The 17583-nt window shown below is 32.7% G+C and carries 12 protein-coding genes; 11 read left to right on the top strand and 1 reads right to left on the bottom strand.

The genetic code is table 11. From position 1 onward, the window contains the following. Nucleotides 1-87: 87 nt before the first annotated feature. Nucleotides 88-1632, bottom strand: a complete 1545-nt coding sequence (locus DG435_RS11320; RefSeq protein WP_106793505.1) for a hypothetical protein — start codon at nt 1630-1632, stop codon at nt 88-90. 208 nt (nt 1633-1840) lie between these two features. Between DG435_RS11320 and DG435_RS11315 the strand changes: the two genes are divergently transcribed. From DG435_RS11315 to DG435_RS11265, 11 genes are all read left to right on the top strand, one after another. Then, nucleotides 1841-3010, top strand: coding sequence for a 2-isopropylmalate synthase (locus DG435_RS11315; RefSeq protein ID WP_106793504.1), 1170 nt, complete (start codon nt 1841-1843; stop codon nt 3008-3010). A 55-nt stretch (nt 3011-3065) separates the two neighbouring features. Further along, complete coding sequence (leuC, locus tag DG435_RS11310) at nt 3066-4448, top strand: 3-isopropylmalate dehydratase large subunit (protein ID WP_074410029.1); 1383 nt, start codon at nt 3066-3068, stop codon at nt 4446-4448. A gap of 2 nt (nt 4449-4450) precedes the next feature. Next, on the top strand, nt 4451-5038 hold the full coding sequence (leuD, locus tag DG435_RS11305) for a 3-isopropylmalate dehydratase small subunit (RefSeq protein WP_074410030.1): 588 nt from the start codon (nt 4451-4453) through the stop codon (nt 5036-5038). A gap of 102 nt (nt 5039-5140) precedes the next feature. Next, nucleotides 5141-6256, top strand: a complete 1116-nt coding sequence (leuB, locus tag DG435_RS11300; RefSeq protein WP_074410031.1) for a 3-isopropylmalate dehydrogenase — start codon at nt 5141-5143, stop codon at nt 6254-6256. 389 nt (nt 6257-6645) lie between these two features. Next, on the top strand, nt 6646-10833 hold the full coding sequence (locus tag DG435_RS11295) for a M43 family zinc metalloprotease (protein WP_106793502.1): 4188 nt from the start codon (nt 6646-6648) through the stop codon (nt 10831-10833). Between the two features lie 164 nt (nt 10834-10997). Beyond that, entirely contained in the window at nt 10998-11843 is an 846-nt protein-coding gene (locus tag DG435_RS11290; RefSeq protein ID WP_106795124.1) for an N-acetylmuramoyl-L-alanine amidase-like domain-containing protein, read from the top strand. A 79-nt stretch (nt 11844-11922) separates the two neighbouring features. Beyond that, entirely contained in the window at nt 11923-12642 is a 720-nt protein-coding gene (locus DG435_RS11285) for a hypothetical protein (RefSeq protein ID WP_106795125.1), read from the top strand. A gap of 320 nt (nt 12643-12962) precedes the next feature. Further along, nucleotides 12963-13289: a helix-turn-helix domain-containing protein gene (locus tag DG435_RS11280; RefSeq protein ID WP_106795126.1), complete on the top strand. Its 327-nt coding sequence runs from the start codon at nt 12963-12965 to the stop codon at nt 13287-13289. 3 nt (nt 13290-13292) lie between these two features. Beyond that, nucleotides 13293-14207 (top strand): site-specific DNA-methyltransferase, encoded by a 915-nt coding sequence (locus DG435_RS11275; RefSeq protein ID WP_106795127.1) that lies wholly within the window; start codon nt 13293-13295, stop codon nt 14205-14207. After that, nucleotides 14188-16941 (top strand): N-6 DNA methylase, encoded by a 2754-nt coding sequence (locus tag DG435_RS11270; protein ID WP_106795128.1) that lies wholly within the window; start codon nt 14188-14190, stop codon nt 16939-16941. The genes DG435_RS11275 and DG435_RS11270 overlap by 20 nt, the downstream gene beginning before the upstream one ends. Before the next feature lie 3 nt (nt 16942-16944). Next, entirely contained in the window at nt 16945-17250 is a 306-nt protein-coding gene (locus tag DG435_RS11265; protein ID WP_106795129.1) for a hypothetical protein, read from the top strand. Nucleotides 17251-17583 lie beyond the last annotated feature (333 nt).

Below are 17583 nucleotides of genomic sequence, written 5' to 3'. Positions count from 1 at the left end.
TTTAATCAAATAAAATATTCCAATTATTTTTCAAAGGACGAAAGATATAAAATACTAATTAACTTTCAGCTCTTTATAAAATTTAAGTTACCTTATTAGCCCTTTTGCTTTCTCCTTAATTATATCTGCCACAGGTCTTCCTTCAATATTACTTTCGAGCCACGAAAGAATATCCAAATATAAAAAAGCTCTTTTCTCATAAGGATGATCTTCATACTGTTTTAGCCTTTTATGAAGTTTTCTAAACTCATCTTTAATTTGGTGAGGATAAATATCTCCAAGGTTTTTAAGAAATTTGATCATTTCTTTTTGCACTTCATGCAGGTCATCCATTTTAATTAAGAATCGATATGTTTCTTTTAGTTGACTTTCTAAATGATAATCCATGCCTGCTTCATAATGAGCTACCAAACTTAGTACTCTAGAGAAGCACATCAGGTCTTCTCTCATCTTCAAAGATTTATTATTAATAATTTTGGTTAGGTATTCAATACATTTTCGATGATTCGCCATTCCAAAATACAAACAACCAATCTTATAATAAAGTACCATTATATGATGATCATCTAAACGATTTTTAAACCCCGAAATACCACTAAGAATCTCTTCTACCAAATATTCTCCTTCATCAAAACTACCTTCCAAAAAATGCACATTCAACTTATTGTTATAAATAAACTGAAAAGATAAAACTTCTATATTATCATCTTTAGGAAAAGTCGAATCAGTAATGCTATTTTCAAATTGTTGCAAGGTGGTTTTTAATTGCGTTTTATCTTTAATTAGATACAAAGATTCCAACAAATAGTGATTTCCTCTAAGGAAAAAAACAGGATTTTGAATAATCATCTTTGGATGTTCATAAAACAAATCCAGCCATTTCTTCGAATATTTATAACACGATAAAAAATCCTGAACAATAAAACTATACCACAGGTGAGCTTTATACAACCAAAGTTTTTCTCTAAAGCCCAACATATTCCATTCATACTTTGGCAGTTTCCCGTTAAAGTAATTTGTAATTTCCTGATGTTCTTTATCGTTTCTTACATAACCACTTTTGAGCATTAAGCCATATAACTGAAGAGACAAATTGGATAGTCTACTGGTCAATACATTTTTCATACTCAGTATCTTGGCTTCCACAGTTAGTTCATCAGCCCTACTATTGATACTCCTGGTTATGTATTGTGTTTCTATAACTTTTTCAAATTCTACTATCTCATACGCAATATTGTGCTCCTCGTTTTCTTTTGCCAATACCTTTGCCTTCTCTAATATTTTTAAACTTTGTTTGTATAGTCCTTTATGATATAAAATAGAAGCAAAATCAAATTGTTCTCGTATTTGTGATCGTATATTTTGATGTAATGGACTTAGTCTTAAGCTAATTAATATTTGTTTATATAAATGAGCTTTAAGGTTAGAAAATTGTTGTTTTGTTACAATACCTCTAGAAACAATAAGATCTTCATCCAAAGTATCATGCTTATCTAAATGATTAAAAAGAGCAAGAAATTTAGAATCCGTATTTATTCCTAATCGCCCTACGTATACCTTAAACTGTCTCTTTTCTGATTTAGAAAGTGATTTCACTAAAACAAACAATGGATCTTTTTGGTCATTAGTCATTGTATGAAAATATAATATAATTAACTGATTTAAAAGTAGTTATACTCATATTAAAAGATTTTAGCATTGTAAAACCTATAATCAAATACTTCTCTTTTGAATTCCCAAAATATAAATTCGTAAGAGATTAAAGAAACATCTTTTAAGAATATTTTAAAATAATAGTGTTTTTATAGATAACACTAAAAGTTAAATTCACTGTATTTCTATGAGTAATAATAAAGTCCAAATATTCGATACCACATTAAGAGACGGAGAACAGGTCCCTGGGTGTAAGTTAAATACGCAACAGAAATTAGTTATTGCAGAGCGACTCGACCTTTTGGGTGTAGACATTATAGAAGCAGGATTCCCTGTTTCAAGTCCGGGAGATTTTACTTCGGTAAGTGAAATAGCAAAAATCGTTAAAAACGCAACTGTATGTGGATTAACCAGAGCTGTAGAAAAGGATATTAAAGTTGCTGCCGAAGCTTTAAGTTATGCTAAAAGACCTAGAATTCACACAGGTATTGGTACTTCTGAGTCTCATATTAAATATAAATTTAATTCTACTCAGGATAAGGTAATAGAAAAAGGAGTTGCTGCTGTTAAATATGCAAAATCCTTTGTAGAAGATGTTGAGTTTTTTGCAGAAGATGCCGGGAGAACTGATAATGAATTTTTAGCTCGTGTATGCGAAGCTATGATTAAAGCCGGAGCTACTGTACTTAACATTCCTGATACTACCGGATATTGCTTACCAGAAGAATATGGAGCTAAAATTAAATATCTTAAAGAGAATGTAAAAGGTATAGATAATGTTATTATTTCTTGTCATTGTCATAACGATTTAGGCCTTGCTACCGCAAATTCTATTGCAGGAGCAATCAATGGTGCTCGACAAATCGAATGTACTATTAATGGTATTGGTGAACGTGCAGGTAATACATCTCTAGAAGAAGTAGTCATGATTATGAAACAACATCCGTACTTAAATCTAAATACGGATATTGATTCTAAATTATTATATGGAACAAGCCAAATGGTATCGGATCATATGGGTATGATGGTACAACCAAATAAAGCAATTGTTGGTGCCAATGCCTTTGCTCATAGTTCGGGAATACACCAGGATGGAGTAATTAAGAACCGGGAAACTTATGAAATTATTGACCCCGAAGAAGTTGGGGTTACAGAATCTGCGATTGTACTTACTGCCAGAAGTGGAAGAGCTGCACTGGCTTACAGAGCAAAAAAAGTTGGTTATGAATTATCAAAACTTCAATTAGATGATGTTTATTCAGAATTTTTGAAATTTGCAGATCGTAAGAAAGAAGTTATCGATGAAGATATTCATCAAATTATGAAAAATACTAATGTAGCTACCGTAGTAGCATAAATAATACTAAAAGCCTACAAAAGCATTATTCCTTTTGTAGGTGTTTTATATACATATGAAGAAAACTTTATTTGACAAAGTATGGGATGCACATGTAGTCAAAGAGATACAAGACGGCCCACAAATATTATATATTGATAAACATCTAATCCATGAGGTTACCAGCCCACAAGCATTTGGAGAATTAGAACAACGTGGGATTCCTGTTTTTAGACCCGATCAAATTGTAGCTACTGCAGATCATAATACTCCTACAGAAGACCAACATCTTCCTGTTAAAGATGCATTATCCAGAAATCAACTCGAGCAGCTTACCAAAAATTGTGAGAAAAATGAAATTACATTATATGGGCTTGGTCATAAATATAATGGTATTGTTCATGTAATGGCACCAGAATTAGGTATTACACAACCTGGAATGACTATGGTCTGTGGTGATAGCCATACATCTACACATGGTGCATTCGGAACCATTGCTTTTGGTATAGGAACCAGTCAGGTAGCACAGGTATTTGCCAGTCAGTGTTTACTACTTCAAAAACCAAAAAGCCTTAGAGTTAATGTAAATGGGCAGTTAAAACCTGGCGTATTACCAAAAGATGTAATTTTATATGTGATCGCAAAACTTGGTACCAATGCCGGTACTGGATATTTTTGTGAATATGCTGGTAATGTATTTGAAGATATGTCTATGGAAGGCAGAATGACTGTCTGTAATATGAGTATCGAAATGGGTGCTCGTGGAGGAATGATTGCCCCAGATGAAACTACTTTTGAATATATAAAAGGAAAAGAATTTGCTCCTACAGGAGTCGAATTTGACAAAAAAGTAGCCTACTGGAAAACATTACCTACAGATAAAGATGCTGTGTTTGATAAAGAGTATCATTTTGATGCAGCAGATATAGAACCCATGATTACTTATGGTACTAATCCAGGAATGGGAATCAAAATCTCAGAAAATATACCTGTAGAAGATAATGCTTCATTCGAAAAATCTTTAGCTTATATGAATTTTGAGAAAGGACAATCTCTCGTGGATCAAGAAGTAAATTATGTTTTTATAGGAAGCTGTACTAATAGTAGAATAGAAGATTTTAGAATTGCTGCAAACTATATTAAAGGTAAGAAAAAAGCGAATAATGTAACTGCTTGGTTTGTTCCGGGATCGCAACTTGTAGCACAGCAAATCGTTGAAGAAGGATTAAAAGATGTTTTTGAAAACGCTGGATTTCAATTACGACAGCCTGGATGCTCTGCATGTCTGGCAATGAACGATGATAAAATTCCGGAAGGAGAATACTGTGTATCCACTTCTAATCGAAATTTTGAAGGACGACAAGGACAAGGTGCAAGGACAATTTTAGCAAGCCCTCTGGTTGCTGCAGCTACAGCTATAGAAGGAAAAATTATTGATATTACTAAACAATTAAATTAATTATGGATAAGTTTACCAAACTAACATCCTCTGCTATACCATTATCTATAGAAAATGTAGATACAGATCAAATCATACCAGCGCGGTTTTTAAAAGCTACTAGTCGCGATGGATTTGGAGAAAATTTATTTAGAGATTGGCGCTTTCATAAAGATGGAAATATAAATCAGGATTTTGTATTAAATGACACTAGTTATAAAGGTAAAATATTAGTTGCAGGAGATAACTTTGGGTGTGGTTCTAGTAGAGAACATGCTGCATGGGCAATCAACGACTTTGGTTTTAAAGTAGTGGTGTCTAGTTTTTTTGCAGATATTTTTAAAGGAAACGCTCTTAATAACGGGGTATTACCCGTTCAAGTAACTCCAGAATACCTACAGGACTTATTTAATGAAATTGAAAAAGATGCTAATTCACAAATTGAAGTAGATCTTGAAACTCAGAAAATTACTATTCTTGCTACTGGTTCTTCTTCAACTTTTGAGATTAACCCATACAAAAAAACCTGCCTTATGAATGGCTATGATGATATTGATTTTTTAATCAGTAATAAAGCAGAAATAGAAGAATTTGAAAACGAAAGAATATAAATATATATAAGTTGTCAGGCAGAGCTGGTCGAAGCCTTATAAACTATAATCAAGAACAAAAAAACACTTCGACAAGCTTAGTGTGACAAAAAGAATAAACTTATGAAATTAGATATCGCAGTATTATCAGGAGACGGTATTGGCCCAGAAGTGACCGCACAGGCTATAAAAGCATTAGAGGCAATCGCACATAACTTTGATCATTCCTTTATCTTTAAAGAAGGATTAGTAGGCGCTATTGCCATTGACAAAACCGGAACCCCATTACCAGACGAAACATTAGAACTTTGTGTACAAACAGATGCTGTTTTGTTTGGTGCAATTGGTGCTCCAAAATATGATAACGACCCTAGTGCTCCGGTTCGTCCAGAACAAGGGCTGTTAAAATTACGAAAAGAACTTGGGCTTTATGCTAATATTCGCCCTGTAAAGGCCTATTCTACCTTAATCGACAAATCACCTCTTAAACGTGAGATTATCGAAGGAACAGATATTTCTATCTACCGTGAATTAACAGGTGGTATTTATTTTGGCGAAAAAAGATTAAGTGACGATGGTAACGTTGCTTCTGATCTTTGCGAATATTCTAGAGAAGAAATTGAACGTATCGCTCATTTGGCATTTAAAGCAGCGCAAAAGCGAAGAAAAAAACTTACTCTTGTAGATAAAGCAAATGTATTAGAATCATCTCGCCTATGGAGAAAAGTAGTTACCGAAATCGCTGCTGCTTATAGCGATGTAACCTTAGACTTTTTATTTGTGGATAATGCTGCAATGCAAATGATACTCAACCCTAGTCAGTTTGATGTAATTCTTACCGAAAACATGTTTGGTGATATTATTTCTGACGAAGCTAGTGTGATTGGTGGATCTATTGGTCTCTTAGCGTCTGCTTCTATTGGAAATACATGCTGTATGTTTGAGCCTATACATGGATCTTATCCACAGGCAACAGGAAAAGGAATAGCTAATCCAATTGCTGCGATATTATCTGCCGCTATGTTATTAGAGCATTTTAATTTACTGGGAGAAGCCAATGCCATTAGAGATGCTGTAGAAAAAGCATTAGAATTAAATCTTACTACTTCTGATTTAAATCCTAGCAACCCGCTTACCACAGAAAAAGTAGGAGATTTTATTGCTGATTACATATTAAATCCTGAGGATTCTAATATCAATTTTGAGAATATACACGTAGGGCAATCTACGATTATATAAATTTTAAATAATGATTCTGTTTTAAGAAGCAATCAAAGAGGTGTCTTTGGTTGCTTCTTAAATTTTATAACCAACAACAATACAGATAAAACTATAGTCTGAATAGAAGACATTTTACCCATACTTTCCCAATAACTTTTCTACACATAATTTATACACGAACAGGGTTCTAGTTCTCAAACTTCAAATAATGTGTGTTGTTATTTTTATTATTAAATCATTATATGATTCACTAAAAAACAGCAAACAACCACGTTTCAATTGTTAAAACAATACAAAATTATCAATTACTAACACTATATTATCCCATATTTTATTCCCTATAATTTTGATGGTATTATTGTTAATATAAATACAAACTAACTCTAATATTTTCAATCTTATAACCAATGAAACACAAACTCCAAACAGTAATCTCCTTCATACTATTTTGTATGTTGGTAAGCTTTAGCCATGCGCAAAACAGATGTGGCACAAAATTATCGCCCGAAGAAGAAGTTAATTTTAAAAAAACAATCAGTAAAGTAAAGACGTTTAAAAAAACTGGGGTACAGAGTAAATCTGCTGCAACTCCATATGTTATTCCTGTAGTATTTCATATTTTACATAACGGAGGAGGCTCTGTTAGTAAAGCAGACATGAAATGTAGAATTGATGATGTCTTTAAAACAATTAATGGAGATTATAACGGTACATTCCCTGGGTTTAATCAAATCGACCCCAGATTCGAATCTATTAAAGATAAAATGAATATTGAATTTATACCGGCCTCTGTAGATCCTGATGGAAATGCGATGGATACCCCCGGTATGGATTGGCAAGCTAATGCTAATATTGCATATGGTTATGACCCTAACATTTATAAATATATGTGGTGGGGCAAAAAAAACAAATACTATTTAGACGTAGTTGTTGTAGATGCTCCTAATGAAAAAGGAGGTACCAATGGGTCAGGACATGCCTTTCTTCCTATTCAGGATGTAATACCTCATGTAACTTATAATTGGAGGTATGTTGGTAGTACCTGCGGATCACAATCTGCACCTGGATTTGAAAAAGTAATGACTCACGAATTTGGTCACTATTTTGGATTAAGACATACATTTTATGAAAGTTGTGATGTTACTAATGATGGAATCGATGACACTCCCCCAACCACACAAGCAGAAGGATGTGAAAGAGATAAACTAAATAATTGTGGTGTATATGCGAATCTTGAGAATCATATGGACTATAATACCAGTTGCCAGAATATGTTCACAAAAGGGCAAGTAAGTGCGATGACTTATTGGTTAGAAGATAGTACTGAAGCACTATATTCCAGACGTTTACTTTGGCAGGATAGTAATTTAAGCTCTGTAGGAATACTTAAAAGAACTCCAATAGCAGATTTTGCAAGCGATTACACAGCTGTTTGTAATGGGGCATCTATTACTTTTGAAGACCTTTCATTAGGCTTACCTACTTCTTGGCAATGGCAATTCGAAGGAGGGTCACCATCAACATCTGCAGAAAAAAATCCTGTAATACGATATGATAATTCTGGAATATACAAAGTTCGACTGATTGCAAGTAATGACTCTGGACAAAACACAGAAGAAAAAACCAGTTATATCTATATAAATCAAAAAACATCATCGGGACTGTCAGAAAATTTTCAAGGACAATTCCCTCCTACAGAGTGGGATATTATTAATCCTGATAAAGGATTTGGTTGGGAAAAAAGAAGTGATGCCGGAAATGGAGACAGTTCTAGTATTATAATGAATAACTCTGATAATGCTATTGTAGGAGAAGAAGATTTTCTTAGATTACCATATTATGATTTCTCTTCGGCAAAAAATAGTCAGATGTATTTTGATCTTGCCTACACAAAGTTTGATGATGCCAGTCCCGACAAATTGAAAGTACAAGTATCTAAAGATTGCGGAAACTCATGGACAGATGTTTATTCTAAAACACATACAGAATTAGAAACCAAAAGTGTAACCACTGGCCTTTCTAACGGTTGGACTCCTAAACAAGAATCTGATTGGAGAAAAGAAGTCATTGACCTTAGTGCTTATGATGGTGAATCTGAAGTAACCATTAGGTTTATGAATATATCGGGATACGGAACCAGAATATGGATAGACAATATTAATATCTTAATTAATAACGATACCACTCCGGTTTCTGACTTTTATTCTAACAAAAGAGTTTCTAATTGTAATAGTACCGAAATCTCTTTTAAAGATGTTTCTGTAGGAAATCCTACTTCATGGAATTGGACATTCGAAGGAGCCACTCCTTCATCTTCGACAGATAAAAATCCTAAAGTAACCTATAACAATCCGGGGTCTTACAACGTATCCCTTACGACAAGTAATGCTAATGGCACTGGTAATACAGTGGCAAAAAATGCATACATAACGGTTACAAATCCAACAAAAAACTCTTTTACAGAAGGGTTTGAAGGGAGTTTCCCGCCATCTGGATGGGAAATCATAGATAATGACGGAGAATTAGCCTGGGAAAAAAGTAATGCTGCAGGTCGAAACTCTTCTTCTTGTATGATTATGAATAATACAGATAACGAAGAAATAGGAGAAATAGATGAAATTATTCTTAACCCTATAGATATGTCTGGTGGTGAAACTACCTTTTCTTTTGATTTGGCGTATACCAAATTTGATAATGACAGTAAAGATAAATTAAGAATATTGGTGTCTACCAATTGCGGAAGCTCCTGGACAGAAGTATATTCAAAAATCCATACAGAGTTAGAGACCGTAGCAACAACAGACGATCCCGATACCTGGATTAATGAAATTAACCTGTGGGTACCCACACAAGATTCACATTGGAGAACAGAAAATGTATCATTATCTCAATTTAGCGGAAAAGAAAATGTATTGATAAAACTAGAAAACACATCTGGTTATGGAACTAGAATTTGGATCGATAATATGAAATTCGATATTGAAAATTCTAGTGGAAATAATTTATCAGCACCAACAGGATTATTGGCATCTAATGTATCAGAAACATCATTAACGCTAACCTGGGATTCTGCTCCTAGTGATGAAGCAGTTACAGGATATGATGTGTATCAAGCAAATACTGTTGTTGAATCTGTTACAGGAACATCTGCTAGCATCACAGGATTAACAGCTAACACAAGTTATCAGTTTAGAGTAAAAGCCAAAGATGACTCAGGAAATACTTCTAATTTTAGTGACACTTTAAATGTGACTACTCTTGGAGGGACAGATCCAACTTGTAATGATGGCATCCAGAATGGGGATGAAACAGGAGTAGATTGTGGTGGATCTTGTGAGCCTTGTAGCATTCTTACCTATTGTCCATCAAATGGAAATAATACTGCTGATGAACACATTAGCCGTGTACAATTAGGAAGTATTGATAAAACTTCTGCCGCAGGTAACGGAGGATACAGTGATTTCACATCAGAATCTACACCATTATCAAAAGGAGTAGCACAAACGATTACAATTACTCCTACATGGTCATCAACTGTGTACTCAGAAGGATACAGTGTATGGATTGATTACAATCGAGATGGAGATTTCGAAGATTCTGGCGAGCAAGTATTTAGTAAAAGTCCTTCAAAAGACACTCCTATAAAAGGAGGGTTTACTGTGCCAGATGGAGCAAAAAATGGAAATACAAGAATGAGAGTATCTATGGCATACAATACAATTCCTGGTACTTGTGAAACATTTGATTATGGTGAAGTCGAAGACTATACCGTTTCTATAGAAGGAACAACATCTACCCCTACCTGTACAGATGGTATCCAAAATGGAGATGAAACCGGAGTAGATTGCGGTGGAAGCTCTTGCTCCCCATGTAATAATACCGATGGAATTGTTTATGTAGATATCGAAGATCTTACAGTTACTTCATCTAATACCTGGGAGTTTTTCCGTATCGAAGTTGGTGATAATAGAGATTATGGCGCCTGGTACACTAGTAATTCGGTACGATTAGTTACATATGATAAAGATATTGTATGCCAAGGAAATGAAGGTAATATAACTCTAATTGGTGAAGGTGAAGGAATTGATGGTTCTGATAATTTTATAGCAAAATCAAACAGCTATACTATAAGTTCGTCTTCTTATACAACTTGGAATGGTAAATCAGGATTTATTGGATTTACCTTTAAGATAAATGGAAATACACATTATGGATGGTTTCATATATCTGTAGCTAGTAATGGTTTATCTTATACAATACTGGATTATGCATATAACAAGAAACCAAATGAGATCATTTATACCCGATCTTCAAATGCAATAAATAGCATAGCAAACAAAGGAATTTCTGAAAACAAAACATTCGCATCTCCTAATCCCTTTACTAATACTTTTGTGATTAACACTTCAAAACTTGACAAAACTAATATCACGGTTAAAGTATTTGATATACATGGAAAACTTCTGATACAAGAAGAATATACAAAAAACCCTAGATCTATAATTTTAGGAAGTGAGCTTAAAATGTCTGGGATTTATTTTGTTCAGGTACAAACAAATTCAAAAATGGAAACATTAAGAATTCTTAAGTACTAACAATTTTAAATTTATTTTTGAAAAAAAGGCTTGATTATGATATCATAATCAAGCCTTTTTAGTTTTTATAAAATCTTATCGAATAAACTCATCAGATATAGTAGCTTTTTGTATTTTAGAACATATTAGAATTAAAAACTAAGCCTACTTAACATATATAACAAATGAACAGTAAATCTTTTATAATTTTTTTCTTTTTAATGACATGTGCTATTCAGGCACAAGAAATTATCTGTTCTGCAAAAGATAAAGAAATCTTTACTACCAGAATTACAGCTTTAAAAAAAGAATATACTCCAAAAACTGCTTTTGGGGGAACTTTGGTATTTGTTGGAAAAACTTTTTTAGGTACTCCTTATGCTGCCAAAACTCTAGAGATCGGATCAAAAGAGTCGTTGGTGATTAATTTTCAGGGATTAGATTGCACTACTTTTGTAGAAAATGTACTGGTTTTAAGTCTAATGCTTAAAAATGGTAAAGATGATTTTGAATCCTATACCGCTTATCTAGAAAAAATACGTTATAAAAATGGAAAATTAGATGGATATGCCTCGCGACTACACTACTTCTCTGAGTGGATTACTAATAATGAACAAAAGGATATTTTAAGAAATATTACAGGTGATATCGGTGGAATAGAAATAGAGAAAGATATTAATTTTATGAGCACACACCGAGAACTTTATCCTTTTCTTAAAGATGATAAAAACTTTAAAGGAATACAACAATCCGAAATTAATATCAGCCAATCATCGGTATGTTTTTTACCAAAAGATCAGATTAAAGAACATGAAGCATCAATACTATCTGGTGATATCATCGCATTAACTACTTCGATCAAAGGATTAGATATTACCCATACAGGAATCGCTATACGCAAAGAGAATGGGCGAATTCATTTATTACATGCATCATCAAAGGGTCAGGTAGAAATCTCTACGCTCCCATTGGTTGATTATCTTAAAAAGATAAAAAACAATACCGGAATTATTGTTAATCGAGTACTGTAATCTTTTACTAGACTATCTATCTCTTTAATCTTGTATAACTTAACCCAAATTGTTAATTTAGTAGAGCTAAAAAAAGAAGATGTTATTTCCCAGAACAAATATAGAGCAACAATTAGGTAAACTACGGGATAAAAAATTTAATGCCTCTACCTGGAAAGAACAAGTATATACAATCTTATCGAAAGAAGAAAAGCACGAGAATCAAATTCTTAAAAACCTAGAAAATTCTTCTCATGTAGTTCAGAATGTTTTTGATCTTGATCACATAGAAACCCACAGCATATACCATCTGGATCAAATCAAAAAAATCTGTATTACCTATCGATTACGTTTTTTGGATTCTAAATATTTTAAAGGAAAGTTGCCCTTATCTGCAATTTCTGCTATTAAAAACCTTGAGAAGAAACATCAAACCGAACTAAAGGGGTTTAAAATTATTGCGCCATCTAAATTATTTAAATTAGAAAATGCTGATGATCCCCTACTCTTTGCTCCTATGGGTAATGACTATTTTTATTTAGTGCATAAATGGGGAAATGATTTACATCCACTGCGTAAATTGATGATGTGGTTTTTTAAAAGTTTTGAAAATTTACTCTTACTCACTTTTTTAGTAAGTCTTTTACTTACATTTATGGTTCCAGAAGGGATGTTCACTAAACACAGTACTACCTCAACATTTATCATGATTTTATTCTTTATGTTTAAATCGGTAGCGGCTGTGGTGTTATTTTATGGATTTGCACTTGGAAAAAACTTTAATACTGCCATATGGGATAGTAAATATTTTAATGCTTAATAACCAACACTATATTTCCTCAAAATGCATAGTAATACAAAAACAGCAGAAATTCATACTCAAGTTCCTGTAAATGATTCTTAGTTAATTAGAAATCCTTTAGATTTGTAAAAAATATAATAGATATATGTGTACTGGTACACATATATCATTGTTGTACACAAGCTCTGAAAAGCCAACCGCACAGTCAAGCACATTTCATTTTGTTCGTGCCTCACAAAATAAAAAGAGCTTGCCTTTTTCCACCACCACACGAATAGGTAATCATTAAATATTTACTATATTTGTCAAATACTGACAAGTCTAAATATTCAAGTCAAATGAAACAATCTTTCGGAGAATACATCAGACATCTACGGACAAAAAACGAACTGACTTTAACCCAACTGGGAGCAAAACTGGATTTGGATTCTGCTAATTTGAGTAAAATTGAAAACGGAAAAAGAGATTTTGACGAAAAACGTCTAACTCTGCTTGCTCAAGTTTTTGAATTGAATTTAGAAGAACTAAAAACAGAATTTTTTGGCGACCTATTTGCAAAAAAACTTTATGAAAGTAGTTCTTCAACAGATGCACTATTTGTTGCAGAGAAGAAAGTTAAATACTTACGTCAAATTAATGCTAAACAAGAAAGCCTTAAACTTTAAAATATGCCAAACAGTTTAAAAAAATACCTAAACAAAGTAATTCAAGGCGATTGCCTTGAAGAAATGAAAGAAATCCCAAGTAAAAGCATAGATATGATTTTATGTGATTTACCATATGGAACAACTCAAAACAAATGGGATTCAGTTATTGACCTTGATAAACTTTGGACTGAATATTACAGAATAATTAAAGACAATGGAGCAATTGTTCTTACATCTCAGGGCGTTTTTACTGCAAAATTAATATTAAGCAACGAAAAGCATTTCAAATACAAAATTGTTTGGATAAAATCAAAAGCAACAAATTTCTTAAATGCAAAAAAACAACCGTTGAGAAAGCACGAAGATATTTGTGTTTTTTATAAAAAACAGCCAAACTACAATCCTCAAATGACAGAAGGTGAAGCATATGATAAAGGGTTCAGAAAAGACCAACTCACAGGTAGTTATGGAGACTTCAAGTCAAATCACGTAAAAAGTAATGGTAATAGATATCCAACAGATGTGATAGCTTATGAAGAACAATCCATTGAAGATTTTGTGTACGTTAAAACGGCAGAATCTGAAGGAACTGTTTATCATCCAACTCAAAAACCAATTGAATTAGGTAGGTATTTAATTAGAACTTTTACAAAACCTGGAGATGTTGTACTTGATAATGCTTGTGGCAGTGGCAGTTTCTTACTGTCCGCTATACTTGAAAACAGAAATTTCATTGGAATAGAGAAAAATGAAGATGTGCTTCTGCATAAAGTTAAAGAGGTCGATTATATTAAAATTTGTACAGATAGAATTCAAGAAACATTAAAGAGAAAAGAGGTAGAAAAATCTACTTTACGTCTATTTAATGAACCAATAGCAAAATATCATACTTTAAACTATAACACTAAAGTTCTCAATGGCGAAAGTTACGTATAACGAGAGAAGTTGGGCTATTGATGTTATCAGTTCAATCGAAGTATTTTTAGCAAATAAGAGTTGGCATTTTAAAGGAGCTGGTGGAGAAAGTACAATAAGCAACAACAAGAAAAGTCTATTTCCTGATGTATTGTTATTTAAAGACCTCACTAAAGATATAATTGTGCAGGGTTGGGAATTAAAAATGCCTGACACTCAAATTAATGATGCGGAATTAATAAGCAATGCAATAAAAAAGGCAAAAATATTAAAAAGAGATAGCTTCCTTTTATGGAATGTAAAAAGTGCAGTGCTTTACATAAGAAATGGGGACAACTTTGAAATTCATAAAAGCTGGAATGATATAAATATAAATTCTCGCACAGAAGTAAAACCTAACGAACAACTCTGGAAAGAGTTGTTGTATGAAATTCTTGCCGACCTTAATAACTTTTTTGAATCAGGAGAAATCCCAGAAGTTACTTCACAAGAAATTTTGTCTATTGACGAAGTAATAGATGTTGTCCTAGAAAACACCAACAATTCTGCTGAAACACTAAAAGCAAAAGCTAGAACTACTCGGCAATTAGATGCAGAAATCAATCTTTGGTGGAATTCATCATCAAATGAATATGGTTTTACTTCAACTCAAACTGAACATAAACTAGCGACTTTGTCAATGGTAGTTTTGACAGATTGGGTTTTTAAAATAATTTTTGCTCATATACTAAAAAGGCATTTTAACGAAGCAAAAGAAATTGAGAATATTGAAAGGTCAACTTCTATTGCTGATGCAATGGAAATACTAACGTCTATTTCTCAAAAATGTAATTTCTGGAATATTTTCAGTCCAAACCTTGGTCAACAATATATTTCGGAAACAGCTTGGAGCGAATTGACAGAATTAAATCAATTCCTGTCAACAGTAAATATTGAAGCTATTGAAATTGAAATTCTTCATCAATTACTTCAAAGTACTATTGCAACTGCTAAAAGAAAGGTAGCGGGTCAATTTTCGACACCTAAAAAATTAGCGGATTTATTAACTCGACTAACTATTGATGATAAAACAAAAATAGTAATTGACCCTTGTTGTGGTACAGGCACAATTATCAAACAAGCCTATGAATTAAAAGAAGAATATGAAATAAATTCAAATGATATTCTTGATACCATTTGGGCTTCAGATAAACATTCCTTTCCTATTCAACTTTCGACCTTGTCAATGGCTAAACCTTCAAATATTGGAAGGATTATTAACGTTTTTGGCTCTGATGTAATTGAACTAAATCAAGGAGATATAATAGAATTTCAAAATCCAAATAATGGAGAAATAGTAGAGAAAGAATTCCCAACTGTTGATTATGTTGTTTCCAATTTACCTTTTATAAAAAGCAAGGAAATGAAAGTTTTAAATCCACATATTGTGGATATTAACGATTGGATAAAAGAAGAAACAGAAACAACAGAGACATTAAGTGGTAAAAGCGATATTTTCGCATACATTCCTTTTTACCTTCATCAATTCTTATCTGAGAATGGTAAAATTGGACTTATATTATCAAATGCTTGGCTGGGAACTGATTATGGCGAAATATTTTTAGAGCTTTTTCAAAAATTCTTCAAAATAGAATTAGTAGTAATCTCAGGTAAAGGGAAATGGTTTGATAATGCAGATGTTGTAACAACAATATTAGTGGCGTCAAAAAAAGACCCACAAACACCAACCTCAAATGATAGTGAAATCTCATTTTGCACTTTAAATGAGGAGCTACAAGAAATTGATGACATAAGAACCTTGAGCGATAATATAATAGTCAATACTGAATCTGAAAATCTAACTATTAATAGATATTCTCTTGCACAAATAAATTCATTTGAAGATTTTGGGATTCCTTGGTCAGGTTATTTTTCAAATCTAAGTTGGGTTGAAAATGTTAGAGGCAGTTTTATCAATACCAGTGATTTTTTCGATTTCACTCGAGGTGAAAGGCGTGGTTGGAACGCAATGTTTTATCCTGATTCAGGTCACGGGATTGAAAATGAATATATTAAACCAGTATTAAAGAATTTACGAAACACTGCTAGTTTAACTTCAGTTACAAACAAGGAAGCATTTTGTTGCTCTAGAAGTATTGAAGAGCTTCAAGAACTTGGGCATACAGGAGCTATTAATTGGATAAGGTCATTTGAAAACCAAAACAATAATAGTGGTATCCCACTAACGGAGTCGCTAAGTAAACCTAATATGTTTTGGTATGAAATGAAAACTGATAATATGGCTGATTTTGTAGCTAATGTAAATTATGATAGAAGTTTATTCATTTCCAAACTTGAAAATCGCTCATTTATTGACCAAAGACTAATTGGATTGTCAGTAAAAAATGAATTTCAAGATGTAAACAAAATTTTATACTTGGCTCTTCTCAATTGTACAGCAAGCTTGTTTTTAATTGAAAGTTTTGGTTTTGGTCGTGGTTTGGGTGCTTTAGATTTAAGAGCTACTAAATTTGAAAGAGATTTTAAAATTTTGAATCCAAATATTTTGACCGATGAACAAAAGTTACAAATTGTTGAATTGTTTAGACCTATGATGCAAAGAAACAGATTGCCGCTTGAACTGGAATTAGAATCAGCAGACAGAATCGCTTTTGAAAATGCTTTAATGGAAATATATGGTATTTCAGAATATTATGAACCTATTAAAAATTCTTTAAAGCAACTTTATCGAATTCGATTTGCAGTAAAAGACTAGAATATGACTTACAAAGAAATACCAGACATAACTTTAAAAATGATTATAAACGCTGGAATTATTAAAATCGGAACCAAGGTTTATTCTTCACCGAATAATGAAGTAATTGGTACTCTAGATAAAGAAGGAGCAATAACATTTGAAATCGATAATAAAATGAAAACTTTTCCTTTTCCAAGTGGAGCTGGAAGAGCAATAACAAAAACCAGTATAAATGGATGGAAATATTGGAGAATTTTAGAAAATGGAATTTATAATGAATTGAGTTATTATAAGGAAAAATATAAACAGACTGAAAGCCAACGCTAAAAGCCATACACATTTGCAATTCGCTTCAGCCATAACACAAGCCAAAAATTGCAAAAGAGTATGACTTTGCCAACGCTAGCAAGTTTGCGGAAAGAAAAGCCAGTGTACAACAATGTATAAAAATAATAGCGGTTTAATCGCTAAAAGGAAAGTAAGTAAATATAAAAAAGGTCTGTGTTTAAACGGAAAGTTAGTGCTTGAAAATCCGCTACTATTCTTATACTAGACCGTTAGCAATAATGCAAAATAAACTATGGCTTGGATTCCACTTTATCTGAACAAAGAAGACGAAAAAGAACTTTTGGATTTACTAAATTCTGAAGAACAAATAGC

It is taken from the genome of Aquimarina sp. Aq78 (genome assembly GCF_900299525.1).
GTDB lineage: Bacteria > Bacteroidota > Bacteroidia > Flavobacteriales > Flavobacteriaceae > Aquimarina.
This window is presented reverse-complemented; position numbering and strand designations above follow the sequence as displayed.

What these genes read in the sequence shown, in the direction of transcription:
- DG435_RS11285 (WP_106795125.1), top strand. Translation starts at nt 11,923, where the DNA reads ATGTTATTTCCCAGAACAAATATAGAGCAACAATTAGGTAAACTACGG.
- leuC (WP_074410029.1), top strand. Translation starts at nt 3,066, where the DNA reads ATGAAGAAAACTTTATTTGACAAAGTATGGGATGCACATGTAGTCAAA.
- DG435_RS11320 (WP_106793505.1), bottom strand. Translation starts at nt 1,632, where the DNA reads ATGACTAATGACCAAAAAGATCCATTGTTTGTTTTAGTGAAATCACTT.
- DG435_RS11290 (WP_106795124.1), top strand. Translation starts at nt 10,998, where the DNA reads ATGAACAGTAAATCTTTTATAATTTTTTTCTTTTTAATGACATGTGCT.
- DG435_RS11275 (WP_106795127.1), top strand. Translation starts at nt 13,293, where the DNA reads ATGCCAAACAGTTTAAAAAAATACCTAAACAAAGTAATTCAAGGCGAT.
- DG435_RS11295 (WP_106793502.1), top strand. Translation starts at nt 6,646, where the DNA reads ATGAAACACAAACTCCAAACAGTAATCTCCTTCATACTATTTTGTATG.
- DG435_RS11265 (WP_106795129.1), top strand. Translation starts at nt 16,945, where the DNA reads ATGACTTACAAAGAAATACCAGACATAACTTTAAAAATGATTATAAAC.
- DG435_RS11280 (WP_106795126.1), top strand. Translation starts at nt 12,963, where the DNA reads ATGAAACAATCTTTCGGAGAATACATCAGACATCTACGGACAAAAAAC.
- DG435_RS11270 (WP_106795128.1), top strand. Translation starts at nt 14,188, where the DNA reads ATGGCGAAAGTTACGTATAACGAGAGAAGTTGGGCTATTGATGTTATC.
- leuD (WP_074410030.1), top strand. Translation starts at nt 4,451, where the DNA reads ATGGATAAGTTTACCAAACTAACATCCTCTGCTATACCATTATCTATA.
- leuB (WP_074410031.1), top strand. Translation starts at nt 5,141, where the DNA reads ATGAAATTAGATATCGCAGTATTATCAGGAGACGGTATTGGCCCAGAA.
- DG435_RS11315 (WP_106793504.1), top strand. Translation starts at nt 1,841, where the DNA reads ATGAGTAATAATAAAGTCCAAATATTCGATACCACATTAAGAGACGGA.